The sequence below is a fragment of the Amycolatopsis sp. AA4 genome (assembly GCF_002796545.1).
GTDB lineage: Bacteria > Actinomycetota > Actinomycetes > Mycobacteriales > Pseudonocardiaceae > Amycolatopsis.
Map to the genome: position 1 here is coordinate 3,498,486 of NZ_CP024894.1, position 24,191 is coordinate 3,522,676.

General features: G+C 69.0%; 21 protein-coding genes. 14 read left to right on the forward strand and 7 right to left on the reverse strand.

Annotated features, from left to right (window positions below):
• Window positions 1-38: 38 nt before the first annotated feature.
• The gene (locus CU254_RS16385) at window positions 39-1,490 is read right to left on the reverse strand and encodes a hypothetical protein (RefSeq protein ID WP_009077542.1); all 1,452 of its coding nucleotides are present in this window, start codon (window positions 1,488-1,490) and stop codon (window positions 39-41) included.
• A gap of 430 nt (window positions 1,491-1,920) precedes the next feature.
• Here CU254_RS16385 and CU254_RS16390 point away from each other — a divergent pair, with 430 nt between their 5' ends.
• The gene (locus tag CU254_RS16390) at window positions 1,921-3,129 is read left to right on the forward strand and encodes an amidohydrolase family protein (RefSeq protein ID WP_037713846.1); all 1,209 of its coding nucleotides are present in this window, start codon (window positions 1,921-1,923) and stop codon (window positions 3,127-3,129) included.
• 746 nt (window positions 3,130-3,875) lie between these two features.
• Here the strand turns inward: CU254_RS16390 and CU254_RS16395 are convergent.
• On the reverse strand, window positions 3,876-4,532 hold the full coding sequence (locus CU254_RS16395; RefSeq protein ID WP_037713848.1) for a GntR family transcriptional regulator: 657 nt from the start codon (window positions 4,530-4,532) through the stop codon (window positions 3,876-3,878).
• Window positions 4,533-4,670: 138 nt separating this feature from the next.
• On the opposite strand from CU254_RS16395, the gene CU254_RS16400 reads away from it, so the two are divergent.
• Window positions 4,671-6,137 carry a chlorohydrolase family protein gene (locus tag CU254_RS16400; protein WP_009077545.1) on the forward strand — a complete coding sequence of 489 codons (1,467 nt, stop codon included), beginning with the start codon at window positions 4,671-4,673 and terminating at the stop codon, window positions 6,135-6,137.
• Between the two features lie 14 nt (window positions 6,138-6,151).
• Here the strand turns inward: CU254_RS16400 and CU254_RS16405 are convergent, their stop codons facing one another.
• Genes CU254_RS16405 through CU254_RS43055 form a run of 3 tightly spaced genes read right to left on the reverse strand, consistent with a single transcriptional unit; the run spans window position 6,152 to window position 8,984 of the window.
• On the reverse strand, window positions 6,152-7,321 hold the full coding sequence (locus tag CU254_RS16405; protein ID WP_009077546.1) for an amidohydrolase: 1,170 nt from the start codon (window positions 7,319-7,321) through the stop codon (window positions 6,152-6,154).
• Window positions 7,318-8,772: a sodium:solute symporter gene (locus CU254_RS16410; protein ID WP_009077547.1), complete on the reverse strand. Its 1,455-nt coding sequence runs from the start codon at window positions 8,770-8,772 to the stop codon at window positions 7,318-7,320. The genes CU254_RS16405 and CU254_RS16410 overlap by 4 nt, the downstream gene beginning before the upstream one ends.
• A complete protein-coding gene (locus CU254_RS43055; RefSeq protein WP_037713851.1) occupies window positions 8,769-8,984 on the reverse strand; it encodes a hypothetical protein in 216 nt (71 codons plus the stop codon). The genes CU254_RS16410 and CU254_RS43055 overlap by 4 nt, the downstream gene beginning before the upstream one ends.
• 256 nt (window positions 8,985-9,240) lie before the next feature.
• On the opposite strand from CU254_RS43055, the gene CU254_RS16415 reads away from it, so the two are divergent.
• Both CU254_RS16415 and CU254_RS16420 read left to right on the forward strand, forming a co-directional pair.
• Complete coding sequence (locus CU254_RS16415; RefSeq protein ID WP_037713853.1) at window positions 9,241-9,588, forward strand: hypothetical protein; 348 nt, start codon at window positions 9,241-9,243, stop codon at window positions 9,586-9,588.
• Between the two features lie 113 nt (window positions 9,589-9,701).
• Window positions 9,702-10,853 (forward strand): hypothetical protein, encoded by a 1,152-nt coding sequence (locus CU254_RS16420; RefSeq protein ID WP_037717317.1) that lies wholly within the window; start codon window positions 9,702-9,704, stop codon window positions 10,851-10,853.
• A 7-nt stretch (window positions 10,854-10,860) separates the two neighbouring features.
• Here the strand turns inward: CU254_RS16420 and CU254_RS16425 are convergent, their stop codons facing one another.
• Window positions 10,861-11,475 carry a TetR/AcrR family transcriptional regulator gene (locus CU254_RS16425; RefSeq protein ID WP_009077550.1) on the reverse strand — a complete coding sequence of 205 codons (615 nt, stop codon included), beginning with the start codon at window positions 11,473-11,475 and terminating at the stop codon, window positions 10,861-10,863.
• A 100-nt stretch (window positions 11,476-11,575) separates the two neighbouring features.
• Here CU254_RS16425 and CU254_RS16430 point away from each other — a divergent pair, with 100 nt between their 5' ends.
• From CU254_RS16430 to CU254_RS16465, 8 genes are all read left to right on the forward strand, one after another.
• Window positions 11,576-12,361, forward strand: coding sequence for an SDR family NAD(P)-dependent oxidoreductase (locus CU254_RS16430; RefSeq protein ID WP_009077551.1), 786 nt, complete (start codon window positions 11,576-11,578; stop codon window positions 12,359-12,361).
• Window positions 12,362-12,449: 88 nt separating this feature from the next.
• Window positions 12,450-13,358, forward strand: a complete 909-nt coding sequence (locus CU254_RS16435) for an NAD(P)-dependent oxidoreductase (RefSeq protein ID WP_037713856.1) — start codon at window positions 12,450-12,452, stop codon at window positions 13,356-13,358.
• Between the two features lie 52 nt (window positions 13,359-13,410).
• Window positions 13,411-14,055, forward strand: coding sequence for a GntR family transcriptional regulator (locus CU254_RS16440; protein WP_009077554.1), 645 nt, complete (start codon window positions 13,411-13,413; stop codon window positions 14,053-14,055).
• Window positions 14,056-14,774: 719 nt separating this feature from the next.
• Entirely contained in the window at window positions 14,775-15,767 is a 993-nt protein-coding gene (locus CU254_RS16445) for an ABC transporter permease (RefSeq protein WP_009077556.1), read from the forward strand.
• 26 nt (window positions 15,768-15,793) lie between these two features.
• A complete protein-coding gene (locus CU254_RS16450) occupies window positions 15,794-17,515 on the forward strand; it encodes an ABC transporter substrate-binding protein (RefSeq protein ID WP_037713858.1) in 1,722 nt (573 codons plus the stop codon).
• A 45-nt stretch (window positions 17,516-17,560) separates the two neighbouring features.
• Complete coding sequence (locus CU254_RS16455) at window positions 17,561-18,589, forward strand: ABC transporter permease (protein WP_009077560.1); 1,029 nt, start codon at window positions 17,561-17,563, stop codon at window positions 18,587-18,589.
• Window positions 18,590-18,595: 6 nt separating this feature from the next.
• Window positions 18,596-19,582, forward strand: coding sequence for an ABC transporter ATP-binding protein (locus tag CU254_RS16460; RefSeq protein WP_009077561.1), 987 nt, complete (start codon window positions 18,596-18,598; stop codon window positions 19,580-19,582).
• A complete protein-coding gene (locus CU254_RS16465) occupies window positions 19,579-20,574 on the forward strand; it encodes an ABC transporter ATP-binding protein (protein ID WP_009077563.1) in 996 nt (331 codons plus the stop codon). The genes CU254_RS16460 and CU254_RS16465 overlap by 4 nt, the downstream gene beginning before the upstream one ends.
• A 33-nt stretch (window positions 20,575-20,607) precedes the next feature.
• Here the strand turns inward: CU254_RS16465 and CU254_RS16470 are convergent, their stop codons facing one another.
• Window positions 20,608-20,835 (reverse strand): hypothetical protein, encoded by a 228-nt coding sequence (locus CU254_RS16470; protein WP_009077565.1) that lies wholly within the window; start codon window positions 20,833-20,835, stop codon window positions 20,608-20,610.
• 186 nt (window positions 20,836-21,021) lie between these two features.
• Between CU254_RS16470 and CU254_RS16475 the strand changes: the two genes are divergently transcribed.
• Entirely contained in the window at window positions 21,022-22,011 is a 990-nt protein-coding gene (locus CU254_RS16475) for an alpha/beta fold hydrolase (RefSeq protein ID WP_037713860.1), read from the forward strand.
• A gap of 562 nt (window positions 22,012-22,573) precedes the next feature.
• On the forward strand, window positions 22,574-24,187 hold the full coding sequence (locus CU254_RS16480) for an alpha-L-fucosidase (protein WP_199841139.1): 1,614 nt from the start codon (window positions 22,574-22,576) through the stop codon (window positions 24,185-24,187).
• Window positions 24,188-24,191: the final 4 nt, after the last annotated feature.

Here is a 24,191-nt window from a genome sequence, read left to right on the forward strand (position 1 = left end):
GTGGCCCGCACCTGATCGACCAGGTGCGGGCCACCGCGCTATTTCCGGAGCGCGGAGCAGGGAAGAACAACTCCGAACAGGAGCGGCTCGCCGGGCGGCGGTTCGGGCGCCACGACGATCGTGACGTCGTCCGGCCCCGGGACGATCGGCGCGGAGGTCTTCCCGTTCCTCTCGGCGACGAGCGGCGCCGGTTGCGGGGCACGCTCGCCGAGCGGCTTTTCGCAGGTGGCTTCGGCGGTCCGCAGGCTGGCACTCCAGGACGGCCCGAACGAGCGGACGGTGGGCAGGGTCCAGTCGCTGAGCAGCTGGATGCCGAGGAACGCGGCGGTGACGATCCCGATCAGCGCGGACGGTCCCACGCCGGGAGCGTTCCGCGCCGGGCCGGAGCGGGCTGCCGCCCGGTCGAGCAGGACGATGACCGCGGTCCACGCCAGAAGCAGCGGGACGATCGTGTACCGGGAATCGCCCAGCCCGAACGATTCCCGGGGGAGGACGCCGCCGGTGCCGCGCATCCCGACCGAGACGACCAGGTAGGCGACGGACGCGAGGAGGGACGCGACGGCGATGATCCGCGTCTGCCGGTCGGCGACGCGCAGGAGAACCGCCAGGCCGGCGAGCACGAGGACGCAGGCGGCCACGACGATCGGCATGCCCAGCGGCACGTACACGGACGTGAGTTCGCGGTCGCCGATCAGTGCGCTCAGGACGACGCGGAGTCCGTAGATTTTCGGGAGGTCCCAGATGTTCGTGGGGCTCGCGCGGAACGGCACTGACTGCGTGAAATGCACCCAGGCCTGCACAGCCAGCGCCGCGCACATCGCGGCCGGGGCGATCAAGGCGAGGCGTCGGCGCGACGTCCGAAGGATGCCGACGATCGCGATCGGCAGGACCAACGCGGTCAGCGGATCCGAAAGCGCGGCCAGGACGACCACCGCCGCGGCGCCGAGCTGTCCCCGGAGGGATTTCGCCGGGACCAGCAGCACCCAGAACGCGGCATACGCGAGGTGCCAGTGCAGGTCGCAGATCGCGCCGTTCACTTCGAACCCGGCCTGCGGCAGCAGCGGAACCAGCGCGGTCAGCAGGGCGCGCGCCCACAAAGTCTGGACCACCTTGCCGCTGAGGAACCAAACCAGCAGCGAGATCAGCGCCACGACGAACGCCGCGGTCGCCGCGAGCCAGACCGCGAACCACGCGACGGGGAGGTGCCGGACCGGCTGGGCGAGCAGCCGCGCGACGACCTGGAGATACCCGGCGTGCTGCGCGAAGATGTTGTCCCAGAACGAATGCCGCAGCGCCTGGTTGACGAAAACGCTCGCGTCTTCGGCCCACGGGACGTCCGGCGCGCGATGCCCCGGGCCGCGGATCAGCTGGAGCCAGGTCGCGGCCAGCAGCCAGGCGGCGCACAGAACCGCGGTGCGCCAAGGCCTGCGGCCGGCGGGCGGGGAGCCAACGTTGTCAACGGGTCCGGCAACGTCCGGCTGGACGATCACGATCGAGCTTCTCCTCGGGAATCTGTGCCGCGAAATAGACTGAATGCAGTAATCGAGCGCTGATCGTCAGCCGAGCAGTATTCGCTGCATTCCTCCTATCGGGAAATGGACGCGCTTTCTTACCGGGCTTCGCTGTGACGCGTATCACTTGCTGCTTCGGCGGGGCCGACGTCATTGGAGGTCGGGGCGAATCGTCCGCTTTTTCCGATTGCCGCGTGCTGCCTTCTTGGCGGCGCGCTTGGGTCGGACTGGTCGCCGCCGAGGGAAGCCGGTCGAGTCCGGACTGGATCCGGGTGGCATCGATCGGCTGGTGGCGATTTCTTGCGCCTCGGCGGCAGGTGTTGCCGATGAGCTTGTGCGGAGAACGCCGCGGGGCGACGTCTAGTACTCTTGGTATACCAAAGTGCTCCCGTCGAGAAAGGTGCTCTCCGTGTTGATCCGTGACGTCCGTCCCTGGGGCGGTCAGCGCAGCGACGTCGAGGTGGCCGGCGACCGGGTCGCTGCGGTTCGCCCGCATGACCCGGCGGCGTCCGGCGAGGCGGTGGTCGAGGGGCGCGGGCGGCTGTTGTTCCCGTCGTTCAGCGACGTGCACGTCCACCTCGACTCGACGCGCATCGGCCTGCCGTTCCGGCCGCACACCGGGGCGCCGGGCGTCTGGGCGATGATGCTGAACGACCGCGAGAACTGGCGGAAGGCCGAGGTGTCGCTGCCGGAGCGCGTCGCGGGCACGTTGGAGCGCATGATCGCTAACGGCACCACTCGCGTGCGCACCTACGCGCAGGTCGACGTGGACTGCCAGCTCGAGAAGCTCGACGCGGTGCTCGCGGCCAAGGAGCGCTTCGCCCGGCATGCGGACGTCGAAGTGATGGCGTTTCCGCAGGCAGGCATCCTGCGCGAGCCCGGCACGGTGGACGTGCTGGAGGCGGCGTTGCGTTCAGGCGCGACGGTGGTCGGCGGGATCGATCCGTGCTCGCTCGACAAGGATCCCAAGGGGCACTTGGACGTCGTGTTCGGGCTGGCCGAGAAGTACGGCGTCGAGGTGGACATCCACCTGCACGAGCCGGGGCATCTCGGCGTGTTCTCGACGGACCTGGTGATCGAGCGGGTCCGCGCGCTGGACATGCGCGGCAAGGTGACGATGTCGCACGCGTACGAGCTGGGCTCGGTTTCGGAAGCGGTGAGCCGCCGGCTGATTGACACGTTCGCCGAGCTGGACATCGCGATGGCGACGGTCGCGCCGTCCGTCGACCGGCAATTGTCGCTGGCGGACCTGACGACCGCGGGCGTGCGCGTCGGGCTGGGGGAGGACGGCCAGCGGGACTACTGGAGCCCGTACGGCAACTGCGATCTTCTCGACCGCACGTGGCAGCTGGCTTTCACCCACGGGTTCCGCCGCGACGAGCTGATCGAGATGGCCCTGGCGGTCGCGACGATGGGCGGGGCGTCGATCATGAGCCACGACGTCCCCCGCCTGGCGGGAATCTCCGACCGGCCCGGCGTGGCGGTCGGAGACCGCGCGGACCTGGTCCTGGTGGACGGCGAAACCCCGACCAGCGCGGTGATGGACCGCGGCAAGGATCGGACGGTGCTCCACGACGGCATCGTGGTGGCGGACGGTCTAGCAGTCGTTGACCTCTGACGGGACGAAGTCCGGCGGGGGACGGGGAACCCGCCGGACTGGTGCCGACGCTCCCTGAGATCTCACGGAGCGGCTGCGGTGCCGCGGCCGAGATCTCAACGCTGCCGGGCTGGTGCGGACGCCGTGTCCTGCGGAGATCTCGCGGGTGGAGTGGTGGCACCGCACTGAGATCTCAACGCTCAGGGCTGGTGTCGCTGTCTTGGCCCACTGAGATCACCCAGGCCAGGCGTGGCATCGACCTGAGATCTCAACGCTGGAGATTGGTGCGGCTGTCTTGGCCCCGCGAGATCACACAGGGCGGGCGTGGCACCGGTTTGAGATCTCAGCCGCAACCGGTTGGTGCGGACGTCTCGCTGAGGTCTCCCGGGGAAGGTGCGGTCCGGAAGGCTTCAACACGGGAAGCTAGTGCTGACGCAGTTCTACAAAGGGCGCGCGGAGTGGAGCGATGGTGAGATCTCAACTCGGCGGACTAGTGCCCCGCCTCGATCCCACGAGATCTCACGGGGGATGCACGCCGCTGCACTGAGATCTCAGCGCAGCCGCACTGGGAGGACTGGGGGTATCACCGGTGTCGCACTGCCCGCAATGGAGGGCGGCTGATATCTCACCGGTGCTGATTGATCGAATCGCGACAGCGGTTGGGATATCCCTGCTGCTGCCCGCCAGATTCTGGGCTCTCAAGCGCGCTGGCCGACCCGAGAGGGCCCGCAACTCGTCGTACCGCGAAGTCCCGCGGACGACGCGGCTCACCCCGCCGAAGCGGCCTCCTCCGCCGAATGCCGCCGAGCCGCCTCGCTGGTGCCCGTCGCCAGATGGGCCAGCACCAGCCGTTCCACCCGCTCGACGTCCCGATCCACGATCGCCTCGTACAGAAGCTCGTGCTCGGCCGCCATGGCTTCCAGGTCGTCGTGCTGGCCCAGCAGCCAGCGCATGCGGCTGCGCAACGTCCGCTCCAACTCGCCGAGCAGTTCGTTCGCCGACAGGGACGTCACGACCTCGTGGAAGTCCGCGGCCGCGCGGCGGGCGGTCACCGCGTCGCCGGCGCGGGCGGCGTGCAGTTCCGTGTCCAGCACCTCCCGCAGCCGCGCCAGGCCCTCGCGCGTGCGGCGTTGCGCGGCGAGCCGGAAAGTGAGGCCTTCGAAGGCGGTGCGCACCTCGTTGAGATCCGCGACGTCCGACGCGGTGAACTCCCGCACCACCGACCACGACCGCGGCCGCGGCGTCACCAGGCCCTCGTTTACCAGCGCGCGCAACGCGTCCCGCACCGGCACGCGGCTCACGCCCATCTCCGCGGCCAGGTCCCGTTCGACCAGCTTGCTGCCCGGAACCCGCGTGCCGTCGAGGATTTCGTTCCGCAGCCGTTCCGTGACGCGCTCGGACTCCGACGCGAAACCCGGCTCCATCCGATCCCCTCCCGCCGCTGTCACCGACAGTATCGGCGAACCTCCTCCCAGGTTCCCGGAAAAACCCGCCCCCGGCAAGGGCTGGCCTCCAGGTTCCGCCATTTGGTATACCTAAATGCACCGAGCGGAAGGAATCCCATGCGCACTCGCTGGCGTGCCCGCCATGTGCTGGCCCATCAGAACGGGCGGCACGCCCTGCTGGAAAACGGCGAGGTCGTCTGGGAGGACGACGTCCTCACCTACGTCGGCCCGCGGTATGCCGGAAGCGTCGACCTCGACGTCGACCTCGGCGAATCGCTCGTCCTCCCGGGCCTGATCGACCTCGACGCGCTGACCGATGTGGACCATCTCCTCCTCGATTCCTGGGCCACCGCAGACCGTGCGGCCGGGTTGCAGTGGTCAGAGGACTACTTCGCGAACCGGCGCCGCGACGTCTTCACCCTGGAAGAACGGCAGACCATTCGCGAGTACGCGCTCGTTCAGCTTGCGCTGCACGGCATCACGACGTTCATGCCGATCGCGTCGGAAGTCCACTCGTCGTGGGCGGAGCCGTACGAGGAACTCGTCGCGATGGCGGACTTCTCCCGCAATCTCGGGCTGCGCGGATATCTAGGCCCGGCTTACCGTTCCGGCGTCAATGTGGCCACTGTGGACGGTGCCCGCACGGTCGCCTTCGACGAGCGGCGCGGCGAGGAAGGGCTAGCCGATGCCCTGCGTTTCCTCGACCACGCAAAGGAACTCGGCGATCCGCTCGTCAACGGCGTTCTGCTGCCGTGCCGCATCGAAACCCTCACCGAAGACCTCATGCGCGCTACCGCCGAAGCGGCACGCGAGCGCGATGTCCTGGTGCGGCTTCACTGCCTGCAAGGCGTGCTGGAGCGCGAGCTGATCCTCGACCGTTACGGCGTAACACCGCTGGAAATGCTCAAGCGCACCGGCCTCCTCAACGACCGTCTGCTGATCCCGCACGGCCAAGTCCTCGACCGCCATCCCGACGTCTACGGCGAAGACCGAGGCGACGTCGCGACCTTGGCCGCAGCCGGCGCGTCCGTAATCCACTGCCCGCTGACGTCCTTCCGCTACGGCCACGCCCTGCGCTCGTTCCGTGATTACCGCGAAGCAGGCCTGAACCTGTGTCTGGGCACGGATTCCTTCCCGCCGGACCTGGTGCGCGGCATGGATGTCGGCGTCCACCTGGCGAAGGTGATGGACGACCGCGCCGACGCGGCCCCGGCGGAGTGGTACGTCGAAGCCGCAACGCTCGGCGGCGCCCGCGCGCTTCGCCGCGACGACCTCGGCAAGCTGGTGCCGGGCGCGCAGGCGGACCTCGTCGCGTTCCACGTCGGCGACCTCCGTGACGGCGTGCGGGATGACCCGATCCGCACGTTCCTGCTCAGCGGAACCGCCCGCCAGGCAACGCATTCCGTCGTCGCAGGCCAGCCGGTGCTGGTCGACGGGCACGTCCCCGGCGTCGACGAGCAGGACCTCCGCCGTCGCGCCCAGGCTTTGTTCGAGAAGATGCGCGCCGCGTATTCGGAGCGGGACGTCGAACGCCGGGAGGCGGGGGAGTTGTTCCCTCCGACCTTCCCGGCGTTCCAGGAGTAGCGCAGCGGGCGGGGCTATCGCCGCGAGACGACAGCCCCGCCCTTCACCACGAGCCGCCGCGGAGGATGGGATACGACGGCTTCGGCCGGGTACTCTGCGTCTACGAGGAAGAAATCAGCGTGGTCGCCGATCCTCAGGCCGTAATCCGTGAGCCGCAACGCTTTCGCGCCGCCGTATGTCGCCGCGTACAGCGCGAGTTCGATCTCCGGGTCGGTCCGGAATGAGCTGCGGTACGCCAGGTGCATGGTGCGCGTCAGCATGTCGCCGTCGCCGTACGGTCCCCACAGGTCGCGGATGCCGTCGTTGCCGCACGCGACGTTCGCGCCCGCGGCGTGCATTTTGGCCAGTGGCGGCACCGGCCGGTCGTACACCGCCGCGGTGGTCAGCGTGATCTGCTGCTCCGCGAGGCCGTCGATCAGGCGGTCCTGCTGTGCGTCCGGGATGCCGCAGATGCCGAACGCGTGCCCGATCGCGACCTTCCCGGCTAGACCGAGCGCCTTCGTCCGCTCGATGATCAGCTCGATTTCCCAGGCACCGAGCGGACCTTCGTCGTGCAGGTGCAGGTCGACGCCGCAGCCGTGGCGGGCGGCGATGTCGAAGATCGCGTCGAGGTGCCCGCGCGGATCGCGGTCGTAGCCGGCCGGGTCGATGCCGCCGACGTTCTCCACGCCGGACGCCACCGCCCGTTCCAGCAGTTCCAGCGTGCCGGGCCGGGTGAGCAGGCCGCCCTGGGGGAAAGCGACCTGCTCGACGGTGACCCGGCCGCGATGCCGCGCCGCCGCCTCCCGCACCGCCTCGATGCCGGACAACCCCAATTCGGGGTCGACATCGGTGTGCGCGCGGACGTACGAAGTGCCGTTCGCGATCATCGCGTCGAGCAGCGCGGCCGCGGGCTCGGGCGAGGGGAGCCCGAATTCCTTGCGGCGGCGCTGTTCGTTCGAGATCCGGTCGGCGAGGACCGAACCCGCGGTGTTCGGCACCCAGGGGAGGCCCCAGAGGGTCTTGTCGAGGTGGCAATGGGCGTCGACGAGGCCGGGCAGCAGCAGTGCGCCGCCGCCGTCTTCGACCGGAACCTCGTCTGTGACGTCCGCGATCGGCCCGAACTCGGCGATCCGGCCATCTCGTACTAACACGTCCATCGGATCGCCGCCGCCGGGACGGACGTTGCGCAGCAACAGGTTCACGCGACTCCCTCCACGGCTTTGGCCTCGACGGTCGGCTCGCGCCGCTCGGAGGTGGCGAGGCTGACGCCGACGGTGAGCACGACGTTGACGATGATCGCCAGCAGGCCGGGATTGAGGCCCCACAACGTGTTCTTCGAAGCGAGGACCGTCCACGCGACGATCGCGACACCGACGACGAGCCCGGTGGCCGCGCCCGCCTTGGTCAGCCGCCGCCACACCAGCCCCAGCACGATCGCCGGGAAGAACTGCGAAACGCCGTTCTGTCCGGTGAGCAGCAGGTTCACCAGCAGCGCGGGCTGGAAGATCGCGAACACCAGCGCCACCGCGGTCACCACGACGACCAGGCCGCGCGACAGCCGGAAGACGCCCAGTTCGCTGGTCTTCGGGCGCAGAACGCCCTGGTAGACGTTGCGGGCGAGCAGCGTCGCGGACTGCAGGAGCAGCAGGCTGATCGGCACGATCGCGGCCAGCGCGCCCGCGCCGCCGACGAGACCGACCACCCACGACGGCATGGTCTTCAAAGTCAGCGAAAGCAGCGCGCCGTTGGTGGCGCTGCCCTTCAGCCCCGGCACCACGAGCACCGCGGCGAAGCCGACGAACAGCGTGAGCGCGATCAGGATCTGGTACAGCGGAAGGTAAATCGCGTTGCGGCGGATCGTCTGTTCGGACTTCGCGGTGTACATCGCGGCCAGCGCGTGCGGGAACATGAAGAACGCCGCGCTCGTGACCAACAGGGTCGACATCATCCAGGGCACCCCGAGCGGGCTGCCCGGCGCTGGTACGCCGAGGAAGCCGGGGTGCTGTGCCTGCACGGTGTCGATGAGATGTCCGAAGCCGCCGAAGTAGTGCAGCGGAATCGCGATGCCGACGACCAGCACGGTGCCGATCAGCAGGATGTCCTTGAGCACCGACACCCACGCGGCGGCCTTCATGCCGGACGCGTAGACGAACACCGCGATGAGCACGACCGCGAGCACCATGCTGGTGACCCGGTTGATGCCGGTCGTCGTCTCGACGATCTGGCCGAGGCCGAGCAGCTGCGCCTCGATGTAGGGGATCATGAACGCCACGCCGACGATCGCGGTCAGCGCGCCGAACCACGGGCTGCGGAACCGGTGGGTGAAGAAATCCGCTTGCGTGACGAGGTTGTGCTTCTTCGCGTACCTCCACAATGGAGGGAGGAAGAAGTAGGACAGGACGAAGGCGCAGGTTCCGTAGCCGGCGATGTAGAACGCCGCGCCGCCGTTGGCGTAGGCGAACCCGGAGGCGCCGAGGTAGGTGAAGGTGGAGTAGGTCTCGCCCGCGGCGAGGACCCAGAACAGCAGCGTCCCGTAGGACCGGCCGGCGACCGTCCACTGTTCGAGGTTCATCTGCTTCCGGCCGCGCGCGGCGAGTCCGATGACCACCGCCAGCGCCACCACGGCCAGCGCGACGATCGCGCCCGCGTTCATCGCTGCTCCTGCTCGGTTTCGGCGGCGCCCGGGCGCCGGATGCGGTCGGCGACGCCGAGGAACACGGGCGTGAGGGCCACCCAGAGGAGGATCCAGAACCCGATCTCGGGCAGGAACCAGATCCGGCCGCCGCCGCTGAACCAGGGCAGGCCGGCGATCATCGCCACGTAAGGGGTGAAGGCCACCGCGGCCACCACTGCGGAACGCTTCATCGCGCACACCCTTCATTGTTTGGTATACCATAAACGCGGCCGGTGGCGGGTTGTCAAGGGTGCGGACGGGAACGATGCGCGCTCGCGACCGTTCTGGACGGCTGTCCTGGTTGGGCCTCCCGGGTTTGCGTGGCGCTTTGTCCGATTTGGACGCAGACGGCCGGTGCGGCGCTTTGGTAGACCGGCGGGTGCGAGACCAAAACCGGTCTCGCGCCCGCGGCCGACGGCTACCTTGTGCCGTCGAAAGGGGGACCCGATGGACACCGCGACGACCGAGCTGTGGCGGCCGACCGGCCCGGCCGAGCTGGAGCTGGTGCGCCAGTCCGGCTGGCGCGAGTGGCCGCCGCGGTTGCCGGAGCAGCCGATCTTCTACCCGGTGCTGAACGAGGACTACGCGGTGAAGATCGCGCGGGACTGGAACGTCCGGTACGACGGCGCCGGTTACGTGACCCGCTTCCGCGTCGAAACGGCATTCCTCGACCGCTACCCGGTGCGGCAGGCGGGCGGGGAGACGATCCTGGAGCTGTGGGTTCCTGCCGAGGAATTGGCGGAGTTCAACGCGCACCTGGTCGGGGAGATCGAGGTCGTGCACGAGTTCCGCTGACTCGCGGCGTCACTCACCGGGCGGCACGGGTCTGCGCTGGGTGAGGACGGCGCACGCCTCCGGTGTGGTTGGCGTCGGCATCCAGGCGACAGTGAGTGACGGGGCAGGTCGGCTTGCGTCACCGTGGAGAGAGGGATCCGGCACTGGCGGGGCTTTCCGGGCGGCTCCTGGTCCAATGCCGGCCCGCGCGGTCCGAGGCATTGCTCGGTGTCTGCGCGGCGCACGGCACCGGGCTCGTTTTGACCGGGCGGTCGGCGACGGATGCGGTCAAGCGCCTGCGAGAGAAGGGCTTCGACGGACCGATCTTGTGCGACGCCGAGCGTTACGCGGGAAAACGGCGGGTGTGCGCCGGAACTGGAACGCATCCGGAGTGGTGCCGGAAGCAGCGGAGGCTCGGATTGCTGCCGCTGACCGATTCCGGCTACCTCGCGGCGCGCGACTGGACGGGCCTGCGCGGGATCTTGTTGGCCGCCGCGAGGGAACCGTCCGTCGCTACGCTGCCCCTCTCTTCGTGGTGGTTCGACAGCGGACCGATCGCGGCCGCGTTGGCGCGGGAGGTCAATCGGCACGGGGTGCCGGTCGCGGTCGTTCTCGAGCACCGCGCCGATCCGTTCGGTGTGCAGAAGTTGCTGCGCGCGTTTTTGCGTTTCCTCGCCGACTGCGCGACGCCGGTGCTGGTGTTGCGCTGCGACATCTCCGCCGTGGGCCTGCTTTGTCACGGTGCGCACGCGGCGGCGGTGGGCACGAGAAGCTCGTTGCAGCACCTGTATCCGGCGTCCGGCGGCCGTCCGGGCGGCCCTTCGGTATTCGTGCCGCGGCTGCTCAGCTACCACCGGATCGAGACCTGCTCGAAGGTATTCCGCCGGACCCCTGAGATCGAGCAGTTCTGGACTTGCCCGTGCCCCGTCTGCGAGGACCGGACGCCGGCCGGTCTGGACCGGGCTTCGGCGGTCGAGCACGACCTCGATCGTCAGCTGGCGTTGCGGGACGAACTGTTCGAGCGGCCGTTGACCGCGGAGCAGCGGCGGAGCTCCTGGCACGAGACGTGCAGTCACGCGGGGTACGTCCATCGGCAGGTCGCCGAAGCGGTGCGGGGATGGGCCGAACCGGCGAACATCCGGGCCTGGTACCGGGTCACCGAGGATCCGTTGCCGCGCACTATTCCGGGCCAGCCGACGACCGGGGCTGCCCACCCGCGCATCCCCGCGAGCCAGACCGGACGGCGGCGGGCAGCCGATCGCAGGGCGCGCCGATCGGACGCCTAGGCCTCGGTCAGCGGCCTCGTGAAACGTCGAGCCCCCCGGACAGTCCGCGGAAACACCGCACCGCCAGCTCCACCGGTGCGGCCTTCTCCTCTGTCCCAGCCCAGATCTCCAGCGAAATCCGAATCGCGTCCGTCGCCGCGGCCGCGACCAGGTGCACTGTCACCTCGTCCGTCTCCGGGGCCAGCCGTGCCAGAATCGGCCGCAGCCGGGTTTCCGATTCGCCGTTCACCCGGTGCCACACGGCAGCCAGCGCCGAATCGTCCCCGCTCGCGGCTCGCAGCAGGCCGCGGGTCCAGGTGAATTCCTGGGTGGCGTCCGCGGCGGAGATCGTCTTGTGGATCGCGTCCTCGACTGCCTTCAGCAGCGGCGTTCCTTCGGGCGTCGACGCCAGGTGGTCCCGCCACGAATCGGCGCCGACGACCAGCAGCGGGGCGACCGCGTCCTCTTTCGTGCGGAAGTAGCGGTAGAAGGTGCGCGGCGCGACGCCCGCGGCGTCGGCGATCGCTTCCGCGGTCGTTCCCTGTGCGCCATGCTCGGTGAACAGGCGCGCGGCGGCGCGGGCGATGTCGAGTTGCGTCGCCGCTTTGCGCCGTTCGGTCAGGGTCGGGGTCTTTCCGCTCACGCCGCAACGTTACCGGATCACTGTCAAGCGTGCGCAGTTCGTCAGAGTGGCACAGTGTGCCATAAAGGCGTAATGTGTCAGTAGACGAAAGGATCGGACCATGAATCGTTACGAAGGACGCCGGGTGCTGGTCACCGGAGCTGGCTCGGGCATCGGGCAGGCGACGGTGCTGCGGATGCTGGCCGAGGGCGGGCGCGTCGTCGCCGCGGACGTGAGCGAAGCGGGCCTGGCGGACACCGTCGAGAAGGCGGGCGACGCGGCGGACCGGCTGAGCACTGTGGTGGTGAACGTCGCCGACGAAGCGTCGGTGAAGGCCGGGGTCGCATCGGCGGTCGACTGGCTCGGCGGGCTGGACGCGCTCGTCAACGCCGCGGGCATCCTGCGGTCGGCGCACACCCACGAGATGCCGGTCGACGCGTTCGAGCAGGTGCTGCGCGTCAACCTGGTCGGCACGTTCCTGATGATCCGCGAGTCGATCCCGGCGCTGCGGGACGGCGACAAACCCGCGGTGGTGAACTTCAGCTCGACGTCGGCGATGTTCGCGCACCCGTACATGGCGGCGTACGCGGCGAGCAAGGGCGGCATCCAGTCGATGACGCACGCGCTGGCGTCCGAATACGCGAAGGACGGCATCCGCTTCACCGCGGTGCAGCCCGGTTCGATCTCGTCCGGCATGACCGACGGCAGCGGTAAGAGCAAGCAGAGCGTCGGCCCAGGCTTTCCCGAGGACGCCGATTTCACCCTGCTCGGCAAGCTGCTTCCCGCGCTGGGCCAGGGTTTCGCCGGTCCGGAGACGGTCGCGTCGGTCGTCGCGATGCTCGCCAGCGAGGACGCCGCGTTCATCACCGGCACCGAGGTCCGCATCGACGGCGGCACGCACTTCTGATGCGCGATTCGTTCAAGAACTGACGGGCGGCCGGTCCGTAGGTTCGCGGCATGACAAAGCTCTTCACCGCACAGTGCGGGGCGCCGCGATGATCCTCGTGACCGGCGGTCTCGGCATGATCGGCGCGCACACGGCCCGGGCGCTCGCCGATCTCGGGCAGGACGTCCTGGTCACCGGGCACCGGCGGACGGACGTCCCGTCGTTCCTGGCGGACCGCGTCGCCGTGGAAACGCTCGACGCGACCGACCGGGACGCCTTCCTCGCCCTCGGCGACCGGTACGACATCACCGCGATCGTCCACCTGGCGGGCAGCATCCCGGGCGACGACCCGGTCGCCTTCTTCCGCACCGACCTGGCCGGCCTGACCAACGCTCTCGACGCGGCCCGGGCATGGCGGGTGCGGCGGTTCGCGGTCGCGAGCAGCCTCGGCGTGTACCTCGGCCGCGAGGAACCCTGCTGGCACGAGGAGCTACCGCTGCCGACCGCGGATCTGCCGCATCTGATCGTGGCGTTCAAGAAGGCCGTCGAGCCGCTGACGACGCACAGCCTGCGGGGCAGCGGCGTCGAACCGGTGGTGCTGCGGATCGGGACGGTGTGGGGTCCGCTGGTGGACCCGGAATCGCCGTTCTTCCCGATTCCGTCATATCTCAACGCCGGGCTGTGCGGCGCCACCCCGCCTGCGCTGGTCGCCGACGAGGGGTTCGACTGCTGTTACGCCCCGGACGCCGGCCGCGCGATCGCGTTGCTGACCACGGCACCGTCGTTGAGATATCACACGTACAACGTGTCGAGCGGGAAGCCGGTGACGAACCGGGAGTTCGCCGAGGCGCTGGCGGAGATCGTGCCGAGGATGCCGGATCAGCTGAAGCCCGGCGGGGAGACGGGCCCGTATCTGGATATTTCGCGGCTGCGGGAGGAAACGGGCTTCGCGCCGGAATTCGACGTGCGGGCGGCGGTGGCGGATTACGCGGCGTGGCGGAAGACGAATCCGCGCTGAGAAAATCACCGGCCACAGTGGACGGTCGAGGCACTGGTGCGAGAATGGCCGGATGGCAGCGGAACAGGGCGTCGAATCCGAGACGGACCGGGTCGTCCGGCAGCTCCGGGACGAGATCCTGGACGGGGTGCGGAAACCGGGGAGCAAGCTCGTCGAACGGGACCTCGCCGCGGATCTGGGCGTGAGCCGGGTCCCGGTGCGGGACGCGCTGAAAACGCTGGTCGCCGAAGGCCTGGTCACGCCGCGGCCCCGGACGTGGGCGGTGGTGCGGGAGTTCACCGCGAGCGACATCGCGGACCTGCAGGAAGTGCGGGCGGCGCTGGAAATCCTGACGTTCAAGCTCGCGGCCGCCCGCCATTCCCGCGCCGGGCTGGACCGGCTGCGCGCCGCGCTGGACGAGGAAACGGCCGCCGCCGCGGCTGGGGACGCGGTGACGGCCCACCGCGCGGCGGCGGACTTCCACGAGGCCGTCACGGCGATGGCGGGCAACGAGCTGTTGAACGAGCTGGAACTGACGCTCCGCAGCCGGATGCGGTGGCTGCTGGGGCAGCACGAGGACCTGGAACGGGTGGCGGGGGAGCACCGGGCGCTGTACGACGCGATCGCGCGGCGGGACGGGGAGACCGTGGAAGCGCTGCTGATGGAGCACATGGAGAGCGGGCGGCATTTGCGCGGGCTGGGGCGCGGCGACGACTGACGCCTGAGCGCGCCGGGGGTGTTGTCGGCGACGGCTGGGGAATTGTTGGAGATGGCTGATGCCTGGCGCGCGTGCGGTGGGGCTGTTGGCGGCACCGGCGGACGCCGGTGCGCGCGTTGAGGAGTTTTCGGCGATGGCTGATGCCTGGCGTGCGTGCGGTTCGGCGGTTGGCGGCGACGGCTGACTCCAGCGCACGCTGAGGAGTTGTCGGCAATGGCCGGGTGCCTGCGGCCTGGGGGATTGTCGGCAACGGCTGGGGTCGGGGTGTCCGCGGACCGGGAAATTGTCGGTGGCGGCTGGGTGCCCGCGGGCGAGCAGGTGCTGACGCCTAGTGCCCGCACAACGGGGGATTCGTAGGCAACGGCGGGGGTCTCGTTCTCGCGCGTCGGGGGAGTTGTCGACGACAGCTGAGGGCTTAGCGCTCGGACGCCAGAGGAGTCCTCGGCAACAGCCGAGCCAGATCGGCCGCAATCTGTCCGCACGAGCTGCCCGCACCGTCCTTTTCGGACACCCTCGCGAGCCCCGTGACCTGCCGGGCCATCGCACCACCGCTCCGGAGCGCATTTGGTAGGCCGCGCCTCGCCCCGTCGAAGCGCGGTCCTTTCGCGCCGCACCAAGCAGCACACAGCACGGCAACAATCCTCGAAGACACTCTTGTGATCTTGTACGAGCAGTTGGTATACCAAACGCCATCGTTCGCACTCGATGAGGAGAACCCCGTGCAAGGTGTCGACACGGCCGCCGCCCCGGTCGCGGCGGTCCGCTCCGGCCGCACCCTCGTGGGCACGGCCTGGCTGCGGATCCGGCGCAGCCGCGTCGCGATGGCGGCGCTGGTCGCGGTGTGCCTGATCGTGCTGTTCGCGATCCTCGCCCCGGTGCTGACCGGCATCGAGGGGTCCGACCCGTTCGCCGCGCACACCGGCCCGGATTTCCTCGACGGCTTCACGACGCCCGGCCTGCCGCTGGACTACTACCGCTACCCCTCAGGCGAGCATTGGCTGGGCCTCGAACCGGGACTCGGCCGCGACATCTTCGCGCGGATGGCTTACGGCGCACGGGTTTCGCTGACCATCGCGCTGCTGGCCACCGTCGTCTCGGTCGTGCTGGGCACCGTGCTCGGCGCGGCGGCGGGGTACTTCGGCGGCAAGACCGACATGGTCATCAGCCGGATCATGGACCTGTTCCTCGCGTTCCCGCACCTGCTGCTGGTGTTGTCGCTGACCCCGATCCTGCAGTCCCGCCTGCGCGGCACCGCGCTCGATTCCGGCAGCCTGATCCCGATCTCGTCGCTGGTGATCATCCTCGGCTTCTTCGGCTGGGCGTACCTGGCGCGGGTCGTGCGCGGCCAGGTGCTCTCGATCCGCGAACAGGAGTACGTCGAGGCGGCGAAGGCGTTCGGCGCGAGCCGCCGGTCGATCATCCTGAAGCAGATCATCCCGAACGTGCTGGGCGTCGTGCTCGTGTACGCGACCATGCTGATCCCGATCAACATCACCTCCGAGGCCGCGCTGTCGTTCCTCGGTGTCGGCGTGAAGGACCCGACGCCGTCGTGGGGCCAGATGCTCAACGCGGCACAGGCGGGCAACTGGTATCTCTCCGACCCCTGGTTCCTGGCAGTGCTCGCGGGCGCGCTCGCGATCACGGTGCTGGCTTTCAACCTGCTGGGCGACGCCGTCCGGGACGCGCTCGACCCCAAGGCGTCCCGTCGCTGATTTCCCTTCTGCATAAGGAGTATTTCGTGAAAAAGAGCACCACCGCGGCGGGAGTGCTGGCGCTCGCCGCCGGGCTCGCGCTGACCGCGTGCGGCGGTCCGAAGCCCGCCGCCGGCGCGGGCAACGGGCAGCAGGACGTGACCAAACGCGCCGCGGTCAAGGTGGCCGAGGGGTCGACCGCGAAGGGCGGCGACATCCACGTCCTGATGTCCTCGGACTTCCAGACCCTCGACCCGGGCAACAGCAACTACGTCCAGACCGCCAACGTCGGCCAGTTGTACTACCGCACGCTGACCATGGCGAAGGAGACGTCCGGCAAACCGCCGACGATCGTGCCCGACCTGGCGACCGACCTCGGCAAGGCGTCGGCGGACGGGCTCACCTGGACGTATACCCTGCGCCAGGGCCTGAAATACGAGGACGGCACGCCGATCACCGCCCGCGACGTCAAGTACGGCGTCGAACGCACTTACGCGCGCGACGTCTACACCCAGGCCCCGCAGGAACTCGACTCCGCGCTGACCGACGACAGCTACAAAGGCCCGTACCAGGGCGGCGATTTCAAGGCCATCGACACCCCGGACGACCACACGGTCGTCTTCCACCTGAAGCAGCCGTTCGCCGAGTTCCCCGCGCTGGTGTCGCGGTCGAACACCGCGCCGGTGCCGCAGGCGAAGGACACCAAGCTCGACTACACCAACCACCCGGTGTCGAGCGGTCCGTACAAGATCGCCTCCTACGACCGCGGCCGCAGCCTGAAGCTGGTCCGCAACCCGAACTGGGACCCGGCGACCGACCCGAACCGCCCGGCGCTGCCCGACACCTTCACCTTCACGCTGTCGACCGCGCAGGCGACGATCAGCCAGCAGCTGCTCTCCGACGCGGACCCGACCGCGCTCACGCTGGACACCCAGGGCGCGCTGCAGCCGTCGGACATCGCGAAACTGTCCGCTCAGGACATCTCCAAGCGCACCGCCGCCGGTCTCCTCGGCTGCACGGACGTGCTGAACTTCAACACGACGACCATCACCGACCCGGACGTCCGCAAGGCGTTCGCGCTGGCCTTGGACCGCAACGCGATCCTGCTGCAGTACGGCGGCGAGCGGTTCGGCAACATCCCGCAGTCGTATCTCAACGACGCGCAGAAGGGATATGTCGAGCAGCACACCGAGCTGGACCCGAAGGGGCAGCCGAAGCTCGAAGTGGCCAAGAAGCTGTTGCAGGGCAAGAACTATCCCAAGTCGCTGGTGTACGGCTACGCCGAGGCGTCGGCGAAGTACAAGGGGGTCGGCACCGTTCTGCAGCAGAACCTGAAGGCGCTGGGCGTCGACGTGCAGCTGCGCCCGATCCCGACCGCGAACTACTACACCGTGCTCGCCGGCGACCAGATGCCGGACATCGCGCGTTCCGGCTGGTGCGGCGGCGCGGACAGCTCGTCGGTGCGCTTCACGGTCGACCCGAACATCGGCCCGAGCCTCGACGGCAAGACCTACGGCTTCTCGAACATCCCGCGGTACTACGACGCCAAGCTGTCCGGCGAGCTGTACCAGCTGCGCGGGCAGAACGGGTCCGCCGAGGAGCTGGGCCGCAAGTGGGCCACCGCGATGGACCGGATCATGCAGCAGTACCCGCTCGTCCCGCTGGTGCGCAACTACACCTACAGCGTGGTCGGCTCCAAGGTCCGCAACGCGCAGGTCGGCTACTTCTTCGGGGCGATCGACCTGTCGGCCGTCGGCGTCGGGCAGTAGCACTCCAGCGGCACTCCAGAAACGAGAGGATTCCCCGGCGATGCGGTGTCCACAGTGGACCAAGCGGGTGCGGACGTGATCGGCTTCCTGGCGCGGCGCGTGGCCGCGATGGCCGTCCTGCTGGTCGTGATCAGCTTCGTCACGTTCGCGCTGTTCCAGATCGGCCCGGCGGACCCGGCCGCGGCCGCGTGCGGGCAGGAGTGCACGCCGGAGCGGATCGACCAGGCCCGGATCGCGCTGGGCATGGACAAGCCGTTCTTCGTGCAGTACCTGGACTACCTGTCCGGCTTCGTGCACAGCCGCATGATCGGTGCGCCCGGCGCGTTGACGGTGTGCGCGTGGCCGTGCCTCGGCAAGTCGTTCCAGACCAACGAAGCGGTGACGGACGTGCTCGCCCGGGCGCTGCCGTACACGGTGTCGATCGCGGTCGGCGCGGTTCTGCTGTGGACAGTCGCCGGGGTGTCGCTGGGGCTTCTCGCGGCGCTGCGCAAGGGGAAGGCGACCGACAAGCTCATCGTCGGCGCCGCCTCGGGCGGAGTGTCGCTGCCGATCCCGGTGACGGGGTTGCTGCTGCTGCTCGTGTTCGTGAGCACGCTGCACCTGCTTCCGTTCACCAGCAACGAAATCTCGTCCCCGTTCGGCCCGGCCGGACCTCTCGGCTGGTTCGGCAACTACCTGCTGCCGTGGGTGGCGCTGGCGCTGCTGTTCAGCGCGCAGTACATCCGGGTCACCCGGACCACGATGCTGGAGACCTTCGGCGAGGACTTCATGCGCACGGCCCGGGCGATGGGGCTGCCGCGCCGGCGCGTCGTGTTCAAGCACGGCGTGCGGGCCGGCCTCACCCCGATCGTCACCATGCTCGGCCTGGACATCGGCAGCCTGCTGGGCGGCGCGGTGCTAACCGAGCAAATCTTCTCCGTGCCGGGCGTCGGGTTCACCGCGGTGCACGCGGCGCAGTCCGGCGACCTGCCGGTGACGATGGCCATCACCATGATGGCCGCGTTCTTCATCATCGTGGCCAACGTGGTCGTCGACCTGTGCTACGCGGTGATCGACCCCCGAGTGAGAGTCTGAGGGCACGTGTCTGCAACCGAAACGCCGCTGCTGGCGGTCCGCGACCTGCGCGTCGGCTTCCCGACCGACGACGGCGTCGTGCACGCGGTCAACGGGATGGACCTGACGCTGGGCAAGGGCGAGACGATCGGGCTGGTCGGGGAGTCCGGGTCCGGCAAAACCGTGACCAGTCAGGCGCTGCTGGGCCTGTTCAAGGACACGCCGGCGACCGTGACCGGCGAGATCCTGCTCGACGGGACCGACCTCAACACCTTGTCCGAGCCCGCGATGCGCGCCTATCGCGGCAAGAAGATCTCGATGATCTTCCAGGACCCGCTGTCGGCGATGCATCCGTTCTACCCGGTCGGCTCGCAGATCGCCGAGGTGTACCGGACGCACAACGCGGTGTCGCGCAAGGCGGCGGCCGAGGTCGCGGTCGACATGCTGGGCCGCGTCGGCATCCCTGACCCGCGGCGGCGCGCGGCCGGGTACCCGCACGAGTTCTCCGGAGGGATGCGGCAGCGGGCGATGATCGCGATGGCGCTGGTGTGCGAACCGGAACTGCTGGTCGCGGACGAGCCGACCACGGCGCTGGACGTGACCGTGCAGGCGCAGATCCTGGACCTGATCGGCGAGCTGCAGGCGGAAACGGGCACCGCGGTGATCATGGTGACGCACGATCTCGGCGTGGTGGCGCAGGTATGTCACCGGGTCGCGGTGATGTACGGCGGGATGTGCATGGAGGTCGCGTCCGTCGACGATCTGTTCGCCGCGCCCGGCCACCCCTACACCCAGGGCTTGCTGTCGTCGATGCCGTCGCTGGCGGAGGAAACCGGACGGTTGCGGCCGATCCCGGGCTTCCCGCCGGCCCTGCTCGACCTTCCGCCCGGCTGCCTGTTCGCCGACCGGTGCCCGCAAGCGTCGTCGGTGGCTGGCGACCGGTGCCGGACCGAAGTGCCGTCGCTGTCCGGCGCCGGGCATCTGTCGCGGTGCCATCTCGAGGAGGCGGCGTGACCGAGTTGCTGGAGGTCCGGGACCTCGTGAAGCACTTCCCGGTGCGGTCGGGACTGTTCCGCTCGGCGGGCGCGCTGAAGGCCGTGGACGGGATCAGCTTCTCGATCGGGGTCGGGCAGACGCTCGGCCTGGTCGGCGAGTCCGGCTGCGGCAAGTCCACGACCGGCAGGCTGGTGATGCGCCTGCTCGACCCGACGTCGGGCAGCATCCGGCTGGCCGGGGAGGAAATCGGCCCCCTGCGCGGCGCTGCCCTGCAGGAGTACCGGCGGCGGGTGCAGATCGTCTTCCAAAACCCCGCTTCCGCCTTGAACCCGCGCCAGTCGGTGGGCACCGCCATTGCCGCCCCGCTGCTGGCGCAGGGCATCACGCCGCCCGGCGGGGTGAAGGCGCGGGTGCGGGACCTGATGGACCGGGTCGGGCTGCGGCCGGACCACTACAACCGGTTCCCGCACGAGTTCTCCGGCGGCCAGAAGCAGCGGGTGGGCATCGCGCGGGCGCTGGCGCTGGACCCGCGGCTGATCGTCTGCGACGAGCCGGTGTCCGCTTTGGACGTTTCGGTGCAGGCGCAGGTGATCAACCTGCTGCAGGACATCCAGCAGGAGACCGGGGTGGCATATCTGTTCATCTCGCACGACCTGTCCGTGGTGCGCCACTTCGCCGACCGTGTCGCGGTGATGTACCTGGGGCACATGGCCGAACAGGGCACCACTGCGGAGGTCTTCGCGACTCCCCGGCATCCGTACACCCGGGCGTTGCTGTCGGCGGTGCCTTCGCCCGGCGCGGACCGCGCGAGCCGGATCCGGCTGGCTGGCGATCTGCCGAGCCCCTCGGACCCGCCGAGCGGGTGCGTATTCCGCACGCGGTGCCCGGTTTACGCGGCGCTGGGGGAGTCGCAGCAGCGGTTGTGCCGGGACGAGGTGCCCGCTTCCGACAACGGGGCGGCGTGCCACCACGTCGAGGCGGCGAACGCGGTGCTGGCTCCGGCTGGATGATCTCCCCGGTCCTTTCGGGCCGGGGATCCTTTCTTATTTTGTATGGGAGATTTCGATGTAGTGCTTGCCGTTCCGGGGAATGCACTCGGCGCCGTCGACCGTGGGGTCCGGCGGCAAGACGCGCAGGGCGTGGACGCAATCGTCTGGGGTTTCGTAAGGCCCGTTGTACTCGATGCGGCTGGCGAACGCCGTGCCGCTCAGCAACAGAGCGCCGCCAGTTGTCGCAAGGCAAACGGCAGCTGTGGCCACGTATTTCCGCATGATGCGCTTCCTCCCCTTGTGCTGATCTTGTTGACGCCTCTTCATCCCTACCCTCGTCCGGGCGGAGCGAAGCCGTCTTTGCCTGTTCGGCTGCGAGGAATTGACCGAACGGGCATCGGACGCAACCCCTTGCCGGAACGGCAATTTTCCGTGCCCATGCCGGGGCGGGCTGGCGAAACTGACCGCATGATCACCGCATCCCGGCTGGTGCCCCGCTCTCTCGCGGCACTCGCTCTGTCCCTCGTGCTCGCGCTCGGCACCGTGGCCTGTTCCGCCGCTCCTTATGCTGCTGCGACGCACGACGATCCCGCATTCCAAAGCACCTTCCGGCATGAGTTCGCCGACGTCGACGGCGTACGTATGCACTACGTCACCGGCGGCAGCGGCACGCCGGTCGTGCTGATCCACGGCTGGCCGCAGACCTGGTACGGCTGGTGGCCGGTCATGCCAGCGCTCGCGAAACACCACACCGTGTACGCGATCGACCTCCCCGGCCTGGGCGACAGCACCGGTTCGCCGAGCGGATACGACAAAGCCACGTTGGCGCGTTATGTGCACACCCTCGTCGCGGAGCGGCTTCAACTTCGGAATGCCGCCGTCGTCGGCCACGATTTCGGTGCGGCGGTGGCATTCCAGTACGCCAGCCAATTCCCCGGAGATACTGCTCGACTGGGCTATTTCGATTTGCCGCTTCCCGGTCCCGCGATCAATGCCGCCACTTACCGGACGCTGAGCTGGCACATCGCCTTCCACTCGCAACGCCGCGTTCCCGAAGCAGTGGTCGGCGATGATGTGCGGGAATACCTCGCGCTGTTCTACCCGCAGGTTTCCTTCGGCGGGACAGCCTTCGGCGGCACCTCGGAACGATCGCCGTTCACCGAAGCCGAGGTCGACGAGTACGCCCGGACCTACAGCCGCCCCGCGGCCCTCTCCGGTGGTTTCGAGCTTTACCGGGCGCTGGACAAGGATGTCCGGGATACCGTGGCGGCTGCTCCGGTGAAGGTGCCGACGCTGCTTCTGACCGCCCAAGGCCAACTTGACGCGATCCGAGCGACGGTGGCCCCGCGGGTGACCGACATCGTCCAAGCGGCGGACGTGCCGCACGCGGGACATTGGCTGGCCGAGGAGAACCCGCGGTTCGTGGTGGGGGAGTTGGAGCGTTTCCTGGACGGCTGACCTGGCGGGAGGCTCGGGGGTGTCCCGCAAGCGCTGCACCGTGCTGGCTCATGCTGGCGGAGCTGGTATCTCACCCAGAGCAGCTGGCATACGCTTCCTAGCCCGGGCCGCCGCTGTACAGGCCGCCGATCCATCAGATCACTGTGCTTCCACCGCGCAACGAGCAGAAGAGCGGACGGAAGGCTTGGAACAGCGCTGATCCAACCCTCGGCGCTCGGGTGAAAGCCGAGCCTCCTCCGCCGATTAGGTCTAGACATCCGATGGATGGCCGACTTACGCTCCCGGCCGTCACCGTTCGGTTACGGAGCCGACAAGGAGGGTTGCCGTGTCGAATTCCGCGAGTCTGGTGCTTGCCGCGGTGCTGGCGGCTGGGGGGACGGCCGCCGCGCCGGCGGTGGGGGAAGCAACCGCTTGTCATGGGCCTGTCCGGCCGGCTGCGATTCAGGTGGTGCAGTCGTGCGACGGGACGGACCGGATCCTTGCCAAGGCCGCTGCGACCGTGCCGCGGTCGGGGCAGATCGCTTGGCAGCAGCGGCCCGTCACGGCCTTCACGCATTTCGGCATGAACACCTTCACCGACCGCGAATGGGGCTCCGGCGCGGAGAAAGAGTCGACGTTCGCGCCTGCTGCCGTCGACACTGACCAGTGGATGCGCTCGATGAAGGCGGCTGGCGTGACGCAGGTGATGCTGACTGCGAAGCATCACGACGGGTTTGTGCTTTATCCGACCCGCTATACGAATCACTCCGTGGTCGCGAGTCCGTGGTGGCTGACGCCGGGGTGCGCGGACGACTCAGTGGCGAAGGCGCGGCAGGCGGCGCAGAACGGCCGGGCGGAGGATCCGTCTGCGTATTGGCAGGTCCGAGCCGCTGGATGTGCCAATCCGCGCGGTGACATCTTGCGCGACTACATCGATTCGGCGCGGAAAGCCGGGCTGAAAGTCGGCGTGTACCTGTCGCCTGCAGACGGTGCGGAGTTGCCCCCGCAGTTCTTCGCGGACCAGGGGAAACGGGTCGAGGCGAAGGTCGCCGCGGGGCAGTCGTTGAGCATCGAGGAGCAGGCGACTTACGACGACCGCGCGAACTCGCCGGCTGGTCAGGGGCGGTACGGCACGGGCAGCGCGGCGAAAGTCCGGACCATTCCGTCGCTGGTGCCGAACGACGACCGGGCCGCGGCGCTCGCGGCGGGGAAGTTGCCCAGGTTCACCGTGACCGAGGATGATTACAACGCCTACTACCTGAACCAGATCTACGAACTGTTCACCCAGTACGGTCCGATCGACGAGCTGTGGCTGGACGGGGCGAATCCCTGGCGCGGCAACGGGATCAGCGAATCCTACGACTTCACCACCTGGTTCCGGATGATTCACGCGCTGTCGCCGGACACGGTCACGTTCGCCGGGCCGGCGGGCGTGCGCTGGGTCGGCAACGAGAGGGGGCAGGCCCGCGAGACCGAGTGGAGCGCACTGCCGACCACGGGTGATCCGAACACCGCGCACAACGAGGAGTTGTTCGTCGGCGGGGCGGAGGGGGTCGACCTCGGGTCTCGGCAGGTGCTCGCCGATCCGTCCGTGCGGTATCTGGAATGGGCACCGGCCGAAGCTGACGTATCAATCCGGCCGGGTTGGTTCTATCACCCGGACGAACAGCCGAAGACGGCCGCGCAGCTTGTCGACCTCTATCGTGCGTCAGTGGGGCGTAATGCCTCGTTGCTGCTGAACGTTCCGCCGGGTCCGGACGGGCGGGTCGCTCCGGCGGACAGCGCGGCGTTGGCGACGTTCGGGCAGGCCATCGCGCGGACGGAGGGCCAGAATCTCGCGGCCGGGGCCTGTGGGTTGAACGCGGTCACGGATTCCTCGCTCACCACGTCTTGGTCACCGCCGCACGGCGCGCTTGTCGGGACGATGGACGTCGTGCTGCCGAAGCCGGTGACCTTCGACCAGATCCGGCTGGGGGAGGACATCACGCGCGGCCAGCACGTCGAAGGCGCGACCGTCCAGGCCGAAGTGGACGGTGCCTGGCGCACGATCGCGACCGTCACCACGATCGGCGCGAACCGGCTCGTCACCCTCCCCTCGCCGATCACCGCTCGCCACTTGCGCGTGGTCGTCACGCAATCGCGGGCGACCCCGTACCTGGCTGCTTTCGCGTTGTACCGCACTGTCCCCGCCGTCTGAGAGG